Origin of the sequence: Acinetobacter sp. NIPH 2100 (genome assembly GCF_000369805.1) — a bacterium.
Taxonomy (GTDB): Bacteria; Pseudomonadota; Gammaproteobacteria; order Pseudomonadales; family Moraxellaceae; genus Acinetobacter.
This window is the reverse complement of sequence record NZ_KB850224.1, coordinates 1052546-1071698: the sequence shown is the minus strand read 5'-3', so window position 1 is coordinate 1071698 and position 19153 is coordinate 1052546. Positions and strand designations below refer to the sequence as shown.

Annotated in this window: 18 protein-coding genes, 1 tRNA gene, 3 pseudogenes and 1 riboswitch; of the genes and pseudogenes, 9 read left to right on the top strand and 13 right to left on the bottom strand. The window is 38.6% G+C overall.

All coding sequences use genetic code 11. From position 1 onward, the window contains the following. Positions 1–11 precede the first annotated feature (11 nt). From arsC to F887_RS12970, 3 genes are all read right to left on the bottom strand, one after another. Positions 12–446, bottom strand: a complete 435-nt coding sequence (arsC, locus tag F887_RS12960; RefSeq protein ID WP_005292395.1) for an arsenate reductase (glutaredoxin) — start codon at positions 444–446, stop codon at positions 12–14. Positions 447–533: 87 nt separating this feature from the next. Next, positions 534–896 carry a DUF2513 domain-containing protein gene (locus F887_RS12965; RefSeq protein WP_005292393.1) on the bottom strand — a complete coding sequence of 121 codons (363 nt, stop codon included), beginning with the start codon at positions 894–896 and terminating at the stop codon, positions 534–536. Positions 897–1030: 134 nt separating this feature from the next. Then, entirely contained in the window at positions 1031–1222 is a 192-nt protein-coding gene (locus F887_RS12970) for a hypothetical protein (protein ID WP_005292391.1), read from the bottom strand. Positions 1223–1563: 341 nt separating this feature from the next. Here F887_RS12970 and F887_RS18765 point away from each other — a divergent pair. The 5 genes and pseudogenes from F887_RS18765 to F887_RS12990 form a co-directional block, all read left to right on the top strand. Next, positions 1564–1736: pseudogene (locus F887_RS18765) on the top strand ((4Fe-4S)-binding protein); the annotation flags it as partial. 170 nt (positions 1737–1906) lie between these two features. Next, the gene (locus F887_RS12975) at positions 1907–2842 is read left to right on the top strand and encodes an ABC transporter permease (RefSeq protein ID WP_032862785.1); all 936 of its coding nucleotides are present in this window, start codon (positions 1907–1909) and stop codon (positions 2840–2842) included. Positions 2843–2844: 2 nt separating this feature from the next. Then, the gene (locus F887_RS12980) at positions 2845–3723 is read left to right on the top strand and encodes an ABC transporter ATP-binding protein (protein WP_005292387.1); all 879 of its coding nucleotides are present in this window, start codon (positions 2845–2847) and stop codon (positions 3721–3723) included. Between the two features lie 53 nt (positions 3724–3776). Then, positions 3777–4793: an isopenicillin N synthase family dioxygenase gene (locus F887_RS12985; protein ID WP_005292385.1), complete on the top strand. Its 1017-nt coding sequence runs from the start codon at positions 3777–3779 to the stop codon at positions 4791–4793. Beyond that, entirely contained in the window at positions 4790–5665 is an 876-nt protein-coding gene (locus F887_RS12990) for a hypothetical protein (RefSeq protein WP_005292382.1), read from the top strand. Before F887_RS12985 ends, F887_RS12990 begins: the two co-directional genes overlap by 4 nt. A 133-nt stretch (positions 5666–5798) precedes the next feature. Here the strand turns inward: F887_RS12990 and F887_RS12995 are convergent, their stop codons facing one another. The 5 genes from F887_RS12995 to F887_RS13015 all read right to left on the bottom strand — a co-directional run bounded on the left by F887_RS12995 (position 5799) and on the right by F887_RS13015 (position 12667). Further along, on the bottom strand, positions 5799–6830 hold the full coding sequence (locus F887_RS12995) for an ABC transporter substrate-binding protein (protein ID WP_005292380.1): 1032 nt from the start codon (positions 6828–6830) through the stop codon (positions 5799–5801). 83 nt (positions 6831–6913) lie between these two features. Next, a complete protein-coding gene (locus F887_RS13000; protein WP_004654007.1) occupies positions 6914–7351 on the bottom strand; it encodes a CopG family ribbon-helix-helix protein in 438 nt (145 codons plus the stop codon). Positions 7352–7653: 302 nt separating this feature from the next. After that, complete coding sequence (gene uca, locus F887_RS13005; protein WP_005292375.1) at positions 7654–11259, bottom strand: urea carboxylase; 3606 nt, start codon at positions 11257–11259, stop codon at positions 7654–7656. A gap of 9 nt (positions 11260–11268) precedes the next feature. Next, a complete protein-coding gene (locus F887_RS13010) occupies positions 11269–11913 on the bottom strand; it encodes an urea amidolyase associated protein UAAP2 (RefSeq protein ID WP_005292373.1) in 645 nt (214 codons plus the stop codon). A 16-nt stretch (positions 11914–11929) separates the two neighbouring features. Further along, on the bottom strand, positions 11930–12667 hold the full coding sequence (locus tag F887_RS13015; protein WP_005292371.1) for an urea amidolyase associated protein UAAP1: 738 nt from the start codon (positions 12665–12667) through the stop codon (positions 11930–11932). A gap of 47 nt (positions 12668–12714) precedes the next feature. Next, positions 12715–12816, bottom strand: a riboswitch (guanidine-I (ykkC/yxkD leader). Positions 12817–13340: 524 nt separating this feature from the next. Between F887_RS13015 and F887_RS18930 the strand changes: the two are divergent. Together F887_RS18930 and F887_RS0117915 are read left to right on the top strand one after the other, a co-directional pair. Further along, positions 13341–13484, top strand: a pseudogene (locus F887_RS18930) (DNA polymerase V subunit UmuC); the annotation flags it as partial. Between the two features lie 137 nt (positions 13485–13621). Continuing rightward, a pseudogene (locus F887_RS0117915) lies at positions 13622–14551 on the top strand (lauroyl acyltransferase). Between the two features lie 89 nt (positions 14552–14640). Here F887_RS0117915 and F887_RS13020 read toward each other — a convergent pair. The 3 genes from F887_RS13020 to F887_RS13030 form a co-directional block, all read right to left on the bottom strand. Continuing rightward, positions 14641–14850, bottom strand: a complete 210-nt coding sequence (locus F887_RS13020) for a cold-shock protein (protein ID WP_005292365.1) — start codon at positions 14848–14850, stop codon at positions 14641–14643. Between the two features lie 106 nt (positions 14851–14956). Beyond that, positions 14957–15223, bottom strand: coding sequence for a hypothetical protein (locus F887_RS13025; RefSeq protein ID WP_005292363.1), 267 nt, complete (start codon positions 15221–15223; stop codon positions 14957–14959). A 148-nt stretch (positions 15224–15371) separates the two neighbouring features. Further along, positions 15372–15448: transfer RNA gene (locus F887_RS13030), tRNA-Met, on the bottom strand. A 165-nt stretch (positions 15449–15613) separates the two neighbouring features. Here F887_RS13030 and F887_RS18925 point away from each other — a divergent pair. Further along, positions 15614–15793 carry a hypothetical protein gene (locus F887_RS18925; protein ID WP_005292361.1) on the top strand — a complete coding sequence of 60 codons (180 nt, stop codon included), beginning with the start codon at positions 15614–15616 and terminating at the stop codon, positions 15791–15793. Between the two features lie 950 nt (positions 15794–16743). Here the strand turns inward: F887_RS18925 and F887_RS13040 are convergent. After that, positions 16744–16953 (bottom strand): hypothetical protein, encoded by a 210-nt coding sequence (locus tag F887_RS13040; RefSeq protein ID WP_005292359.1) that lies wholly within the window; start codon positions 16951–16953, stop codon positions 16744–16746. Positions 16954–17304: 351 nt separating this feature from the next. Here F887_RS13040 and F887_RS18610 point away from each other — a divergent pair, with 351 nt between their 5' ends. Next, complete coding sequence (locus tag F887_RS18610; RefSeq protein ID WP_005292357.1) at positions 17305–17481, top strand: hypothetical protein; 177 nt, start codon at positions 17305–17307, stop codon at positions 17479–17481. 956 nt (positions 17482–18437) lie between these two features. Here F887_RS18610 and F887_RS0117910 read toward each other — a convergent pair. Further along, positions 18438–18785 (bottom strand): hypothetical protein, encoded by a 348-nt coding sequence (locus F887_RS0117910; RefSeq protein ID WP_416201959.1) that lies wholly within the window; start codon positions 18783–18785, stop codon positions 18438–18440. Positions 18786–19153 lie beyond the last annotated feature (368 nt).

Here is a 19153-nt window from a genome sequence, read left to right as displayed (position 1 = left end):
AAGTAAAATTTTTAATTCACTCGTTGACCATTTTCATCAATCACTTTTTCACCATCCTCTTTCGTAAAGGCTCCCTTCTGAGGTAGTGGTAGAATATCTAAGACAACTTCTGAGGGACGGCTCAAGCGAGTGCCTAATTCAGTAACAACAAATGGTCGATTAATCAATATTGGATGATCAAGCATAAAACCAAGTAACTGCTCATCACTCAAATCACTACGGTCAAGGTCTAAATCCCGATAAGGATCTACATTCTGGCGAATGGCCTCTCTTACTGTTAATTTTGCATCCTGAATCAATTTAACTAATTCGTCATGACTTGGTGGTGTAATGAGATATTCAATCACAGTTGGCTCAATCCCTGTATTACGGATCAAAGCCAAAGTATTCCGAGATGTTCCACAAGCTGGGTTGTGATAAATCTTCACAGTTGATGAAGTTGTCATCGAATTAAGCTCTTTTGAGATTTTATAAGACCTTTATATATGAATTATCATATATATGCAAATCCATATAAATCATCCCAAAACGCTCTAAGTTAACAAACTGGTCAAAGCCAAACCAAGCATGACCTTAATAGACTCAAAAGTTATATCTATACCCTTTTCCTTAGAAATCTCTTGAATACGATTCCAAACATTCTGATCCCTAAGCGTATCTAATAATTCATGTCCATCCCAAGTAAGCTTTAAGCTATATAGACCCAATCCACCATCAAGATATGATACCCGTTCTCCAGTAAAGAAACCTTTAGCGAGTAACAAATCCGCCATTTCTAATTTTATTTTTTCTTGCGGATTATCAATTGCATGAGTATCGATATCAAAGCTATCTGAATAAGTTAATTCCTCAATATCTATTAACAAATTACGAATTACATCCCAATCTCTTTTCATTTTATTTGGCTCACTGCGATTTATCACTCAACACTATCACCAAATTTACTAATGGTGTCTTTGTAATTAAGAATTAGCGACATTAGATGTCGCTTTAATCCTAGTTACAACTTCACACAAATATTCAGCCTCTTTCAATTCAAAGTCTGCACCGACTGCTGCAACCCTTTCTGAATATCCTGTACATGAGTTAAATCATGCCTTTGCTGATGTTGCTCAGATTCTGCTTCCTCTGTATAGAACTCCTCAACGATATCTAGACCTTCTTCACCTGTTAGTTTAAAGCTAGCATTGCCATTACCTTTCTGATCAGTAAGACCTAACATCTACTGAAAACCCCACAGCCTTGCTCTTTTTCATCGAATTTGTTTTGTATATGATGATGAAAGACTATACAAGATGAATACTTAGCAATATAAAAAATAGAGTTGGGTAAACTTCAAACACAGGAATCTTCTATAAGCCGTTCCAATATATAGTTTTTTAAAAAGTGGCTGATTTATATAAAGAGTTTTGTTGGAGGTGGCGTCAGTTGAACTAGAAAGAAAACATTCTGTTTATTTAAATTTTCATCCTAAAAAAATTGCAATTTACTCTATAAGAGGTATTCAGATCACCACTAATTTTACTGCTGATGAATGTAGATCTATATTAGGTTCAAAAATGTGCGAGAGTCTATGAAATTGATCTACAACGTTGCACTGAATAATCGGTTTCTACACAGCGCCTACCTGCCTCGCGGTCTGCCCGATTGATTGTATTCAGCCTGACCCAGCATGGGTAGAATCTCCTAATCAATTGCTGATAAAATTCAACAATCTCAATCTATTCAATAATTAAGGACTCATTTAAAGATAGGCACATGTATCGTTATCAAATTACAAAGTGCTTATCTCACTTTTCATTGAATGCACTTCATCCTGATTTTGCTATTCAGTATCTGCACTGGCATCAAAATTGCTAATTAGTATTACGTTTTATTCAATTAGTATTACTACGGGTGTGCACCTATGCATCATTCAGTATTATCAAAAAGGAAAAAGCTTTACTTGAGTTTGGGATCTTTTCTAATCCCCATTCTGATCTGGAGCTGTGTCAGTTACTTACCCTTTATCTGGCATCCACAAGTTCAAATTACCAATGCAGGCTCAGCCACTTATCTACAGGCAGGAACCCGAATAGATAAGCAGGCTTATTATGCAGAAGCACAAGATGCCGTCAATCAAGGCAAAACACCGCCTACAGGTATCCTGGTCAATCCCATTTATTTGCCTGCACCGCATCAAGTGGCGAAAGCCTTATTTACATCTTTTACCACTCCACCTCAACAGGCCGATGCACCATGGTTACACCAAAGCCTGTGGCACAGTATCAAGATTGTCTTTAAGGCATTTTTTATCTCTTCATTGATTGGCGTCCCGTTCGGTATTCTGTGTGGTTTTTCCAATACCATCTCTAAGCTGACCGAACCCTTTGTCGAGTTCTTTCGCTACTTGCCTGCACCTGCTTTTGGGGCATTAGCAGTGGCGATTTTAGGTATTAATGATGCCCCGAAAATTGCCATTATCGTGATTGGTACCTTATTTCAACAAATTTTGATCATTGCCAATACCACCCGAATGGTTGATCGCGGCTTGGTTGAAGCAGGCTATACACTAGGCACCAATAAGCTTAAAAGCCTGTTTCATGTAGTAATCCCAGCGGCACTGCCTGACATTTATCGTGATCAAAGAGTTTTACTCGGTTGGGCGTGGACCTATTTAATTGTGTCAGAACTGATTGGTGCAACCTCAGGAATTACCTGGTTCATTACTCAACAAGCGCGTTATCAGAACTTTGACAATGTTTATGCCGCCATCCTGATTATCGGGGTGATTGGACTGTTGTGTGATTTGATTTTAATGAAACTCGGCACATACCTATTTAAATGGAAAAAGGGAGTATAAATATGGCGGATAATTTTGATGCCAAAGCCTATTTTGAGCATATTTATACGCGTCCCGTGATGTTGGAAACCAAGCAACTGACGCAAATTTTTCAGCATGGCACATCTGAACGAACCATACTCAACCAAATTGATTTACGTATTCATAAACGTGAGTTTGTCTGTGTGATTGGTCCTTCTGGATGTGGAAAATCAACTTTAAGCCGTGTGGTTGCAGGTCTAGATGACTACCACAGTGGTGAGGTTCTGGTTGAAGGGCAAAAGATTAAAGGCCCGAGTTCAGAACGTGGCATGGTGTTTCAAGGCTATACCTTATTTCCATGGAAAACCGTCAAAGAAAATGTGATGTTTGGTCCTTTGATGAAAGGTATCAGTCAAACCCGTGCCGAAGAAATGGCACGTGAATGGATCAATATTATTGGCTTAGAAAAATATGAAAATCAGTTCCCACATGAACTTTCAGGTGGGATGAAACAGCGTGTCGCCATTGCCCGCGCCTTAGTCAATGAACCCAAGATTTTACTCATGGATGAGCCTTTTGGCGCACTCGACCCCTACACCCGTCAAAAAATGCAAAAGCATCTCATGGACTTGTGGCAAAACATTGATATCACCATTTTATTTGTCACGCATGATATGGATGAAGCCATTTTATTGGCAGATCGTATTGTGGCTTTAAAAGCCAATCCTGGTGAGGTCAAAGAGATTATTGAGGTCAATTTACCACGCCCACGGACCATCGAGCTGATGCATTCCCCTGAATTTAAGCAACTACGGCAGCGGGTTGATCTGTTGGTGCATCACCAAGAGGAACAACTCGACCCTGCACTACAAGATTTACCTAAAATTCCACGTATGACCCAAATGAGTACACAGAAATAAAATAGCGTTTGGGACGACCCAATCTGCTTCATTTATTGCTGGACGACCAGCCAATGGTGAATCTCATGAACCATGATTATGTGTTGCCCTTAATTGATATTTCACTCCTCAACAACGAAAGTTTAGAAGATCGTAAACAAGTGGTGAAGCAACTTGATCAAGCCTGTAAGGAGGTTGGCTTCTTATACATTCAAGGAGAACAATTTCAGCCCGAACTGTTCGATCAGTTAATACAAACTGCACAGCAATATTTTAGCCAAGACCAAGCCACTAAAATGCAGCATTATATTGGTCTTTCAGAAAATCATAGTGGTTATGTGCCAATCGGTGAAGAACAATTCAAAGCCAATGTCTATGATCTGAAAGAATCTTATGACATTAATTATGACTATCTCGGTGAGCTGCATCGTCGCCCTTTAATCGGCCCAACGCTATGGCCTGAAGATGCCCACTTTAAATACACCGTCTTAAATTATTATCAACATATCAAAGCCATCGGCAATCAACTATTTAAAGCTTTTGCTTTGGCACTTGATTTGACTGAGGACTTTTTTGAACCGCATTCAAAGCATGCACCAAGCCAATTGAGGCTGATTCACTACCCTTACAATCCCGAGGCAGAAGATCAATCAGGTATCGGCGCACATACTGACTATGAATGTTTTACCCTGTTATTTCCAACGGCTGAAGGTTTACAAGTACTCAATAAACAAGGTGAATGGGTGGATATTCCTTTAATCGAAAACACCATGGTAATGAATATTGGTGACATGATGGAGATCTTATCCAATGGTCGTTATCTGGCAACCAAGCATCGTGTGAGACGGGTGCAACAAGAACGTTACTCTTTTCCACTGTTCTTCTCCTGTGATTATGACTATCTGATTCAACCACTAATTCCAAATGAAGCATCGTTATATCCTCCAATGAAAGGTGGTGAGCATCTATTTAATCAAACCGCTCAAACCTTTATGTACCTCAAGCAACGCATTCAGTCAGGTGAGTTGGTACTTGAAAATGCCCGTCCGCTGTACTCCTTTGGTTTAAATGAACAAGGAGCAAGCGAATGAATCTATTTGACGTACTAATACAACTTAAGCCAACCCCAATGGATACTCACTTCCCCTTACCGCGCTATTTACTGGGATGCTTTAGACGTAAAAGTATCAGCTTCTTCAATGGCATGACCGATGAAAAAACCATTGTGTACTGGTTTCAGTCCAAATCTTTCAGCATTGATCTCCGACTGATCGATGCCAATCAAACTCCAGTATATGAACGACAAGGATGGATTGGCGATACTTTATGGGATTCAGATCGTGAATTACTCTCGTGGCAGGTTCATCAAAACTATCAGAATCATATTCAATGGCCTGAACCTGCTAAGCTTTATCCAATCGGTAACAGTATTTTAGAGTTTTCACCTTCAAATGCGTATGTAGAGGATTGGCGGCAACAGGCTCAGCAGGGCTTATTGCTCGGTTTACGTCTATTTCAAATGCAACATGTGGCAACACAACAGATGATACCTATGGATGGCGGCTTGATGATCAGCGATCAGCACATGGCTTTTGCACAATCCCGCCTTCCCCAACGCCAAAATCAACTGAAGAATGGCCCGATTGATCATCCTGAAAATGATCCTAAAGTGATCGAAAACTATGAAGTCTCAGTTGCTTTAAATGGTTCTTCTATTAGTTTTAGTACAATCAGTAGTCGTTTGCAGCAATCGATTTCACTCGATGATTTTGAAATAGAAGATGCCAACACCCTGACCCAACTGAAACTGATTGAAGGTGAACGCTATCGACTTTATTTTCACTTGGATATGTATCAAACTGATTTTGTATTTAATACCACAACAGCAACCTCCACGGATACACAACAATGGTTGGCTGCTGAACAAAAGCATTTATTAAAAAACACCACACGGACTTACTAATCCTGTTTGTATGTGATTGATCTAGACAAGGACGATTGTGATTAAGGGTTCTATCACAATCGTCCTGCTGATTGAGAATCTAAGAATATAAAAAAATCGCTCATTAAGAACGATTTTTTATACCAGAAAATATCTATTTCAACTCATCCACCAAAGCTGGATAAATCAAGCCATCTACATCGACTGCAGTTTTATAAATGCCATTACTGACATTGAATTGATTGACGTGATAGGTCGAACCATAAATCGAATCAAAGCCTGTTCCCTTCTGGAACACTTTCTTATTCGCTGCGATATCCAGTAAATGCGTTCCCCCAATAAATTGCTCATATTGTTGAGGATCGACACCGACACGGTTGGCCATGATTTTTACCGCATCTGCATGGGTTGCAGGATCTTGGATATACTTCACCGTTTTATCCCACACTTGGATCAGCTTTTTCCAATCCTCCTGATGCGCCGATAAATGAGTTGGATTCACCGCAAGCGTATCATAGATCAAACCTGGCTTATCTTTGGAACTATAAATAATCTTGGAACCCGCCACTGCTTTTAACGCTTGATTGGCAACGGGTTGCCATACTGCAATCGCAGCAATATCCTGACTGCCAAACACTTGAGGAAGTTCATTGGTTACTGAATTGACCAGTTTAATATCTGAGAATGGAATCTTAGCATCGGTCAAAGCCGTCGATAATAACAGGTGATCGACCAAGCCCTTTTCTGTTGCTATGGATTTGCCTTTTAAATCCTGAATGCTGTTGATGCCATTCTTGGCAATAATCACATCATTGCCCGCAGAATAATCCGTCACCATAATGATCATGCCCTTGCTCCCGCCCGAGGCATTCACCAAATTATCGCCATTGGTAATAAACACCGCATCGAGTTGATTGGCAGCAAAAGCAGAAATTGAGGCTGAATAATCAAACCATTTAAATTCAACATTTAAACCTGCATCTTTGAGCCAACCTTTTTCAATCGCCACTTGCCAAGCCACCCAACCCGGCCAATCACTATACCCAATTGTAATAGGCGTGGTTGTCGTTAGCTCTTTGGCCTCGGTTGCTTTTTCCGCCGTTGGCACTTTGGCCGAATTATCACACGCGCTAAGCACCAGCCCGAACAGCACTGAAACAGATAACATTGCTATTGCTTGCTTCATAATCACCCCATATCTTTTTTGAAAATCTTAGCCTGAGAACATCTAAATCAGGTGTTCAGCGACAATCCTGATGCCGTTGTGCCCTACTCGTTTTGCTGTAAGGGTGGCATCACGGCATCCATGAGTTCCAGATGCCCTTTAATCACCCCTTTTAAGGCGGTAAATTGCTGACTAATCTGTTTAAGGTCATTACTGCCACCTTGTAACAGCATGACTTCCAATATTTTTTGTTGATCCAGTTGAATATGTAATGAACTGATCACCTGTTCTAAAAATTTTTGCTGTAAATCCAACAGCTGCATACGCAACGGCATACAACTGGCGTCATACAACAATGTTAGTGTGCCGACCATGACTGCATTTTGCTGTGCCTGTTCAGCAATTAGATGCTTGTTGATCATGTCGACAATTGCCTGAGAGCGACTTTCATAATGCTCTTCGACAATGGTTTGATCTAAGGCTTCAACCGTCTTTTCAGGGACAGTAATACTGATTCGAGTCAGTTTAGGACGAGCATTCATAATGATCAGACTACTGTTTAGAAACTTGGTTTTGCTTTACATACAGACCTGCTCGGACGCTCAGTAAATTGGCAAAACAGCGCGCTGCAACTTTGAAATACTGAATTAGGATTGATTGCGTTTTCATAACCACCTCAGTTTTAGTAATACAAAATTTATAATTCGTAATATTTTAATGCAGTATCTATGCCAGTTTTTTAGCCAAATAAAGTAGAAAAACCCGTGTCAATTGCTGAATAAATGCACAAAAAAAAGCCCTATGTTTCATCATAGGGCTTTTTCTGCATCACGGATTTTGATTACTAGATGGCAGGTGCAAGCGTGAATAATGCCTGTCCTGTTTTTACCGTTTGTGCTTTATCAATCAAGATACTGTCGACTTTCATTTTTGCAGGTGCAAGGATTGGGATTTCAATTTTCATTGCTTCAATTACCGCCAAGGTTTCACCTTCTTCGATAATATCTCCCACAGTACATTCAATTTTCCAGACCGATCCTGGCATATGTGACTCCACGATCATGCCACCACTCGGAACAATTATTTCTGAATCATCCAGTACTGCATCCATACTTTCAGAAACATATTCAGCCAAGCCTGCTTCATGCCAGCGACGGCGTTCTTCTTCAAAATTACTTTGTTGAACCTGTTTAAAAGCCTGAATACTGCTTTCATTGTCTTTTAGAAAAGCATTGTAGTCTTTGAGATTCAGCACCCCTTCTTCGATCCGCAGTTGCAAACGCCCTGCTTTAAAGTCTTCCCGCATTTCCAACAGCTCAGACTCAGACACTTCATAAAAACGGATCTGGTCAAAGAATCTAAGCAACCACGGCTTGTGCGGTTCAAAATTCGGATTTTGACGATAACGACTCCACACCTGTGTGGTACGTCCTACAAACTGATAACCACCCGGCCCTTCCATCCCATAAACACACATATAAGCCCCGCCAATTCCAACCGCATTCTCCGGTGTCCAGGTTCGTGCAGGGTTATATTTGGTGGTGACTAAACGATGTCTTGGGTCTAACGGTGTGGCAACAGGTGCGCCCAGATAAACATCACCCAAACCCATCACTAAATAAGCCGTGTCATAGACCACGTCTTTTACTGCTTGCTTCGATGCAAGCCCATTAATACGGCGAATGAACTCGATATTATCAGGGCACCACGGCGCATCTGGACGAACCAATTGGGTATATTTTTCGGTTGCAAGCTGCGTTTGTGAATCTTCCCAAGCTAGAGGCAAATACACAGTTCTAGACGGTACCTGCATATTTTCAATATCAGGTAATTCACTTTCAGCAACCTGTAACAAGCGCAGTAAATCCAGTTGCTCTAGAGCCGTTGAATCATAATGAATCTGTAATGAACGAATGCCTGGGGTCAGATCAATGATGCCCTGAATATTTTGTTGCTGCACCCATTGCATCAAGGCATGAATACGAAAACGTAAATTGAGATCTAAGACCAGTTCACCATATTCGACTAACAGATATTGGTTTCCTGCGGGACGATAGCTCACCTTCGGTTTATCCGCGCCTTGATCCAAAGTCGCCAACACAGCATTTTTTAAAGTAATAGGCTCAGCTTTGAATATCGGTTCAAAATTAACCTGTGATGTGGTTTCATCCTGCAAGGCCGATTGATAGCGTTGTTCTAACTGTTGCGCCTGTGCATAACTAACAGGAATAAATCTGACTTTATCGCCTGCTTTGAGCTGTCCTAATTTCCATAACTCTGAGTTAATCACCACCGCAGGACAAACGAAGCCGCCTAAACTCGGGCCATCAGGCCCTAAAATAATCGGCATATCCCCAGTGAAATCAATTGCACCAATCGCATAGGCATTGTCATGGATATTCGATGGATGTAAGCCTGCTTCGCCACCATCAATCCGTGCCCATTCAGGCTTCGGTCCAATCAAGCGGATACCGGTACGACTCGAGTTAAAATGAATCTCCCAGTCTTGATCAAAAAACATGGCAACATCATTCGGCGTAAAGAAATCAGGTGCACCATGCGGGCCATACATGACCGCGATTTCCCATTCAGTTTTAAAGCTTGGGATTTGTTCAGATTTTAACGCAACTGTTTGCTCTATTTTCGCCTCAGTGATGGGCAACATATCGCCAATCAGTAAATTACGCCCTGCATGACCACCAAATTGTCCCAAGGTAAACGTGGCTAAGCTGCCCAAATAAGCAGGCAGATTTAATCCATGTTTAATCCCAATATAACTACGGCAACCCGTACTGATACGACCGCATTTTAACACCTGACCTTTACGAACATTAATGCTTGACCACATCGCAACCGGTAGACCATCCAGACTGACCTCCATCTCACCACCAGTGATGGCAATCTGACTATCACAATGAAATTTTAAAGTCGGCCCAAGTAAAGTACATTCTAGTCCAGAACTGTTAAACGCATTGCCCAACAATTGGTTGGCTACATTCAAGCTCAATGCATCCATCGCGCCTGAGGGCGGAACACCGACATCCCAATAACCCAAACGCCCTGTTACATCTTGCACTGCAGTTTGAATCCCTGCTTGCAACACCTCTATTTTCTGGGTTTTCCATTCAAAATGATTCAAGAAACGCGTGGTCTGTGTGCCTTGCTGAAACACCTCTCCACTGATAATTTCCTGTAAGTACTCGAGATTGGTTTCAATCCCTGCAATTTCCGTATTACTTAGGCTATTTTGCATGGCAGCAATCGCCTGCTCACGATCTGTCGCCGTGACAATAATTTTTGCAATCATCGGGTCATAGAATGAAGAAACATTCGAGCCTGTTTCTACCCACGTTTCCACCCGTGATTGAGGGTCAAATTTGACACTGGTCAATAAGCCCGCACTAGGTTGAAAGTTTTTTATCGGATCTTCGGCATATAAACGTACTTGAATCGAATGACCTTTGGGTGGCGCAATCTGTTGCGGTGCTTGCCAATCCCCGCTGGCCAAGGTCACCATCCACTCAACCAGATCAACACCATAAACCTGTTCCGTCACTCCATGTTCCACTTGCAAGCGTGTATTCACTTCCAGAAAGTAAAACTGTTGTGTGTCGGTATCCATCACAAATTCAACTGTACCCGCGGAACGATACTGCACTGACTGCATCAGTTGAATGGCGACCTGTTGAATATACCTACGTTGCTCTTCATTCAAATGTGGTGCAGGTGTTTCCTCGATCACCTTTTGGTTACGGCGTTGTACGGAACAATCACGCTCACCGAGTGCAATGACATGGCCCTGACCGTCTCCAAAAATCTGTACCTCAATATGACGGGCATTTTCGACAAACTTTTCCAGATACAATCCGGCATCTTTAAAATTGGCTTGCGCCAGATAGGAAACAGTTTGATAGGCTTCTTTTAATTCCTGTTCGCTCCACACCAGACGCATACCAATACCACCACCGCCTGCGGTGCTTTTCAGCATCACGGGATAGCCAATTTGATCAGCCTGAATCAGGGCATCATCCAAGTCGATGAGCAACTGACTGCCTGGTAGTAAAGGCACATGGTTCTGAATCGCCAATGCTCGTGCGGTATGTTTTAGACCAAAATCACGCATTTGCTGTGAGGTCGGACCAATAAAGGCAATCCCCTGTTGCTCGCACAAATCACAAAATGCGGCATTTTCCGATAAAAAACCATAACCAGGATGAATCGCTTCGGCCCCAGTATGCTGTGCTGCAGCCAGAATTTTTTCAATATTAAGATAGCTTTGCTGTGCAGCTGAATCACCAATAAAAATCGCTTCATCAGCTAAACTGACGTGTAAGGAATCCCGATCCGCTTCGGAATAAACCGCAACAGATTGAATCCCAAGTTTCTTTAAACTACGAATGACACGACAGGCAATCGCACCACGATTGGCAATGAGTACTTTTTTAAACATTATGTCACCTCACGCGTCACGTATAACAAGCTGGATTTTGGTCGGATTATAGGCATTGCACGGATTATTCAATTGCGGACAATTTGAAATCAGCACGATCAAATCCATTTCGGCCTTGATCTCAACATATTTACCTGGTGCAGAGACCCCATCTTCAAACTTTAAATGGCCGTCTGCAGTCACAGGCACATTCATAAAAAAGTTAATATTGGGGCCAATATGACGAACATTAAGCTGATGCTTTTTGGCAATCGGATGTTGTGCCAAGGCGTACATAAAATTGTTGCGGCAACTGTGCATTGAATATTTATCATGTGCATAACGTACCGTATTACTTTCGCATGAACATGCACCGCCCAAAGTGTCATGTCTGCCGCAATTGTCATCGACAATCGTGGCAATGGGACGGGCAAAATTACTGAATAATGTCGTGCCTTTTTCCAGATAAAGCTGCTGATTTTGTGCCAAGGTATCGGTTGCGCTATAACGTTCTTCGGCATTGTTAGCGCTGAGAAACAAGGTATCAACTGCTTGGTTCCCTTCCAGATCAATAATCCGGAAATACTGACCTTGCTTCACTTCGCCCATCCATGCTTCGCCTGCAAGACAAATTTCGTCTAAAACAATCTGTTCAATTTTTACTGATGCTGTCATTTTCTTGCTCCCCACCTTAATTCGACAATGCGTAATAGCGTGTGTTATTGGCAAAACCACGTTGATTTTGAGCACATGAATCCCGACAAACATCTTGTTCAGTTAACGCATTGGCTTTGAATAGGCGAAGTTGGATATCGGTGGGTTGATACTGTGTGGATGAGTCGAGTGGATGCGGTGCCGCAGAAAGAAACACCAAACAATCCATTTCAAAGCGCAGTTCAATCTTTTGATTTTGATTATCGTCTGTGATGTAGCTTAATCGTCCATGATCATCAGGCTGGACTTTTGAAAATAAATTTACCGTCGCACTCAAATCGGCTTGGCCTAGACCAAACTTGGTCAATTCCACCAATAAGCTATCCAAACCATTTTGATGCATGTCATTACGCGCATCCTGAAAGTTTTTTTTGCCAAAATGTTGTGCAATGTGCTGTGCGGTACTCGGACCACAAAACACATCATTCCAGCCATGTTCATCTTGAACAATGGAGGCCATCACACGGCCAAGGTCAGAATACAAAACATGCCCTGTCGAAAGAAAAGCGGTATGTTGTGCTTTTAGACTATCGGGCATATTAAAACGCTCAAGTTTGTCATCAGCATTGACACAGAACAAAGACACATTGGCCTGTTGTCCCAACGCCTCAAGCTGTAAAACTGCCCCACGTTGAATACGACCAGACCAATGATGCCCACCAGGCAATGTTTCTTGCCACAGTATTTTATTGTCGTGATAGAACGATTGATTCATAACAACCCCCCTTGCGGATACTTAACCTCGTTATGGCAATATGCCTGACCTCCCGGGCTTTTATCCCTCCGTGTAGTTCTGTCGAACCGTTATCTCTCGGACCAGTCATGTCTCCATGCGGATACATCGGAACCCTAGATAACTTTATCTATCTTGTTATGAAGCAAAAGACATGCCAAAAAGTAATACGATTTTTCATATTCGTAATACTAAAATAATGATTTTTAGATTATTGTGAGTGCACTTTTAAAAATGAAATGCACCAAATTAGTACTTTTCATAAATTTATTCTTCTTATAAGCTCTTTGCAGAAAATATTAATAGTTGCTATTTACTAATAAAATCTAAGCAATTTAATGAATACCAAGTAAAGATACTTTCATGTAGCTACATTTCACGAAAGCCAATATGATCGTCCCCAGCCTAATATCTACAGTCAAACTTAATGATTAATTAGCCATCATTAGCAAAGGCTACCGCTTAATAAAAGTAGGTAATTTATCCAGAAGTCCCATTTTTTTGATATTTGGGTAAACAAGGTGCATACAGTAATACTAATGTAAGAGGCCGTTCAAAATTCTATAAATTGACCCGTGCCTCTTGATAAAAATCTGTCACCTTTCTCTATTCATCCATATGTCTGACTAAAGTAATCGCTTTATCGTTTCACTGTCCTAAGAGTCGTCACTCATCTGACCTACTAACGGATTTTTATGAAGTAGAAAAGAAAAAGGCTGATGAAGGCTATGGAATTTGTTCATCAGAAATGTGCAAAGAAAAAATTGGAATTGGTCCCTGCTTTGTACCCAATCAAAATTAGTCGATGAGTCGGGATACATTAAGCAAAAAACTGTTCGCAGGGATAATCTTCATACAGTAAATTAATATTGCATAAATCAATAAAATTAATTCATTTATGTTAGGCTGATCAGTTTTTCTTAAGAAACAGCCGCTATGTCGTATAAACGGAAATTTAAGGCAGGAAGGTTTCACTGGTCATTTTTATTACCAAAATATTGGGATATATGGATAGCTATAATTCTTTTAATGATATTTGCAATTCTTCCTTGGGCCATCCAATGGCGGCTTGCAAAAAGCCTATCAAAACTAGCTTGGAAAGCTCTCAAATCTAGACGTAAAACGACTATTAGAAATCTAGAGCTATGCTTTCCTGAAAAAAGTGAACAGCAAATCCAGACAGTTGGGAAACAGGTATTTTTTAATATGATGTTGGGATTATTTGAAGCATTGAATGCTTGGTATAGTCCCCGCTGGTTTGATAATCGGATGCATATCCACGGATTAGATCATCTTAAAAATGCTGAAGGAAAAGGGATTTTACTCTTAGGCACACACACCACTTTATTAGATGCAGGCGGTTATGTTTGCAGCTCTTTTTTCGATCTTGATGTAGTTTATCGCCCTCAAAATACCCCCCTCTTAGATATGCTCATTAATCGATGTAGAGCTACAATTTATCAAAATCAGATTTCTAAAGATGATATGAAAGGATTGATATCAAATCTAAAGCATGGACATGCCATCTAGTATAGCCCAGATCAAGACTTTGGACTTAAACAAGGTGTAATGGCCCCATTCTTTGGTGTGCAGGCAGCGACTGTAACGGCGCATAGAAGGTTAATTAAAATAACCAAAGCAGTAGCAATTCCTTTGTATTTTTATCGTGATGGAGATATTCGGAATCCTCAATACCATATTTTACTAGAGCCAGCTTTAGAAAATTTTCCAAGTTCCAATGAAATAGAAGATGCAACACGTGTCAATTTAGTGATTGAGAATCAGATAAAAATGTATCCTACACAATATATGTGGTTCCATCGTAGATTTAAAACTCGCCCCATTGGTGAGAAAAGCCTATATTAATTTTTTTAATTGCCATACTAGCCAATAGTTTAATTTTATTAGAAAATAAAAAAGCCCACATAAAGTGGGCTTTCACTGTTCTAAACTAATTAAATAGCAGTGATAAGTGTTGCTTGTGGTCCTTTTTTACCTTGTCCAGGCACATAGGAAACACGTTGACCTTCGTTCAAAACTTTGAAGCCACTGCTTTGAATTTCGCTGAAATGAGCGAATAAATCTTCACCAGAGTCGGCTTGAATAAAACCAAAACCTTTAGTTTCGTTAAACCACTTAACAGTACCAGTAGCTTTATTAGACATATTTTAAACCTTTTAAACCTTGTTTATTTATGGATCAATCCAAACTTTCATCTTAATTCAATCCAATTAATCTTTATTAAAAAGACACTACGATTGTGTGAATTATCTATATCAATCGATAAAGCTGATTAATATCAGTATAGAAACTATTACCATCTAAATTAAAATCAATCTCTTGGCCAGAATCTAAAAGTATCTTTTTTCCTACTTCTACCCATTTAGAACCATTCAACGTATTTTGTTGACGCTTAAGTGGGATAATTTTCACACAAATTTCATTACCATTACTGGCTTTGGCTACGCGCCAATCATTAATAATTTTTAACACCAAATCACTCTTTTGAGAGCTCAAATGATTGATTTTATTTACCATAACGCTAGACAGATAAAAAATAACTGAATTTCTAGAATTGAATAATATTTAGCTTTATTTAGGATTATATAAGCTAATTTTAATTGCTATTTGTTCTTTCCAGAATAGCAACTTTAAATACATCATAGAGCAAATTAATTTAGTCGGTTGGTAGCGGGAGCTGGATTTGAACCAACGACCTTCGGGTTATGAGCCCGACGAGCTACCAGACTGCTCCATCCCGCACCGACGAGTTAGCTTTATAGGCTCTTTAACCTTAATAAGCAAGCTTAATATTAAATATATGGGAAATAAAATCAATTTATAGAGTATTTATCTATATTTAAGAGTTTAAACACCTATTTACTCAAGTTTACGCTAGTATGGTTCCGAACAAAATAAGGAACTGATATGTTGACAAGTTTTAAGATAATAAAAAAACAACTTGAAATTCAAAAGGACTTCACACAGCAAGAATTTTCTAACCCAATTATCGAATTCTGGGAATTCTTTGAAAAAAATACTCAATATACATTATTAAGATATGAACATATTATTGATGGCATCAAAGCCATTTATTGTAAGAAATAGCCCTCCTTAATGGATTATTATACATATTCAAAACTTCATAGGAGGAGTGAATGAGCAAAAACTTAACTTGAAATTCAATTGTTAATTTTTCTATTTAACTGTTCCGTATTGGCTAATATTTGAGTCATATTGAATTCTTGTCATTCCATTTTTTAATAACAAAAGTCATTAGGCCTTGTCCTAATGTAAACTAACCTTTGTAACTATCGCATAGTCTTGAAAGTATTTTTTCCGCTTGCCCTACCAACATTTCCTTTACTATACAATGATATATGTAGAATTACTGCATCTTTAGGTTTATCCTCCTTCAGAACTTGACCTAGTTTTTCGGTATTTTCTAAATATGAATAGAAATGTTGAACGTATTCAGGGTGAGCTTTTTCTAACTATCAACTACCAATCGATAAGCAATATACCAATAAATCCACACCTTTTGCTCGCTTAACTAAATTTGATGAATAGATTGTATAGCCAGAAAGCACAACAGAATGTCCTGCATAATCAACGTGGAATCCATAAGCTGGCTCAACATATCCATGATCAACAAGAAATGACGTTAACTTTACGCCATCTTTGTAATATATAATCCCACCTTTATCAGGCAAAAATGGTCGTTAATTTTAGTTGCAGATTCGTTTGTTTCACCATCTTTTAAGCAGATCTCATTATTGAAGATCTACCCTCAATTTCGATAAGCAATCGTAATTTCACAATACGAAAATCGAACCACTTATGTTTGTATGGATAAGCTGGAATTTATTTTTAAAACCTACTCCGTGATCCGATAATTCTTTCTTTTAAAGCTGCCAAACCTCAAAATAATTTTATTTAGCCTTCGGCAAAGGCATATTACATGGCTTTGTTTTATGCTGACCTTTTCTTATAAATTGGAAGTATCTGGCTATATTCATAAATATCACCCATTAAAAACCCACCGAAGTGGGTCATGTTTATTCTATATAATAGCTATTGCCATCGGAGCTATTGAAAACTAAATCTAGAGTAGGAAAAATAAATTCACCTTTTAACAGGATATATTCAACGTTAGGTTTCTGAACTCTCGCTGAATGATTGATTTTAGTAGTATTTACTTCTGTGTAGTGCGCCTGTGCTCTTTTTTCTTTACCATGGAAATCAATAATTGTAATGTCTTTTAGCATTAATATGCTCCAATTTAATCATACATACTATGCTTAACCAAATTTTTATACTATCAATATTTTGAAGACAATTAGAATTAATTAATTTTTACAATATTTCAATTAAATACAACGGGAATTTTATTTATGTATGCTTTATGTACCCCTACTTGAAATTTGGATAGTGCAGTTTCAAGATTTAAAAGATAAGAGTCAATAGGTTATATATAATTGATTTTATTTATGAAATAAGTCGTCGACATAAACATCTTTTCTAAGACATATCAATACACATAAGTCTTAAAACTACCGCAATGTAAGGGGTTTTAAACTGTACTATGAGTTCTCCCTAGTGAAGATAAGAAGATAAAAATGTCAGGTTTTAAAAGTTTTTCTCAAAATACAACTGACCATGCCAATGTCATCAAAGCTCAATCAAATGAGCATACAGAAGTAAATTCCCCTACTGACTCTCAACCTTCACAAGTCCCAGGCACTATAAAAGATGTGCCTGAGAATAATGAACAACCTGATCCTAATAACAAATAATTTCTTATTAACAGCGCCGAAGAAGCAATTTTGAGGCTCTGTGACTATAAAGAATAAATTAGTGCACTGATTTACTCTCCTATTAACTACTTTTATCAATTTGATTTGTTTAGTTATTTAAGAAATTACAACCATTCATTCACTAAAATTGATATGACTAGTCTCTCAGATATGAGGGGCTTTTTTAATTGTTTTTTTAATCAATTCCATCAAAAAAAGTCGAATTTTTAATTCTAATTTGTCTATAAAAAACTCAACTAAATTGTGGGCTTTGCTTACCAAGTCCTTAGTTTAAGAAAGCTACTCATATTTTTGAGCTAAGTAATTATTTACTAATGGTGTTGTTTCTGCATAAGACAAATCAGCGCAGAGCCAAAAGCAATAAGTCTTTTCACCAATAATGTAACTCTGCCAGTTGTAAGTGGACTTTTACTAGGATCTATTTCACTTGCTTTAAAATACATTCCTTCACGGTCAATAATAATTTACCCATCTAAATCACTGCGTATGCATATGTACAGCTAAACAATCCACTAAGTTAGGAATTACGGTTTATCATCCAAATTTAAAAGCCTCGCAAATAACTTCTACGATAGAGGAACGTGATCTACCGAAATACACTCAGAAAATTGGCTTATAAAGAGTTAATTGGCCAAAATAGAGTTTTACAAAATATCCTAATACTTTGGCTTTTTATCATTTTTCGAATGATCATCTGTACAAGATATTGTGCTTGCAGCGTCTTTTAGGAAATGCCATTCCTTTTTATGATCAAAAAATGCTACAACTCTATGATTCGTCTCAGCTAATAGCACTATCACCTCACCTGTAACTGGGTTTTCGCTTTAATCTTATAGCTAAAGTTATAATTCATAATTCATTCTTTGTAATAAATTTCTCTGTTCAATTTAATAAGAAACCGCCACATCTGGCGGTTTGCTAAAATACATGCTTACTTAGTCTGGATTCTGGTCTCTAAAATCTTGGCTATTAAAGTAAGCGGTGATGTCATCTGATGATTTTGCCTTTGTAAAACTTATCATAGCTTTCAATATATCCGAACCAAAATTAATATCAGGTGGTATATCTGCAAATTTTGGTGGAATTTTCTTAATACCACCTTCCGTATTTTTTTCAATAAAGCCTGCCAACCAAAGGATAAATTCTTCTTTATTTGTATAACTAGGGATTAAGCCAACATCAATATTGATATGATTTTTGGTTGGTATTTCTTGGAATCCATCCACAAAATCAATGTAGTGATACATCACTTTCAAATTAGTATCTCTAATATCTTCACGCAATTGTTTAACAATTAAATTCAAGTATTCTTGAAGTGGGGATTTAAATTTCCCCCTCAGCTTCAAAACGCCTATAAATGTTATCAGCAATACGTAAATATTGAGGCATTACTCTACCTTCCATTTTGTTATAGTGAAAAAATTATCTTCAATAAAATTATTAACTTAAATTGCAAATTATTTCTTTTTTGTAATTATTGTTAATCTTTTATTAATCATAATTTGATTCAAGGAAATTAGTAAAATTCTGCAAAAAAAACCTCCTTTCGATGAGCGCTTATGATGATTGAATGATTGTGAACTCTATACAATCAAGTTTGATTATAATTATTCCCCACAACTCATCTGCTTCATCTAAATTGACGTAAAGC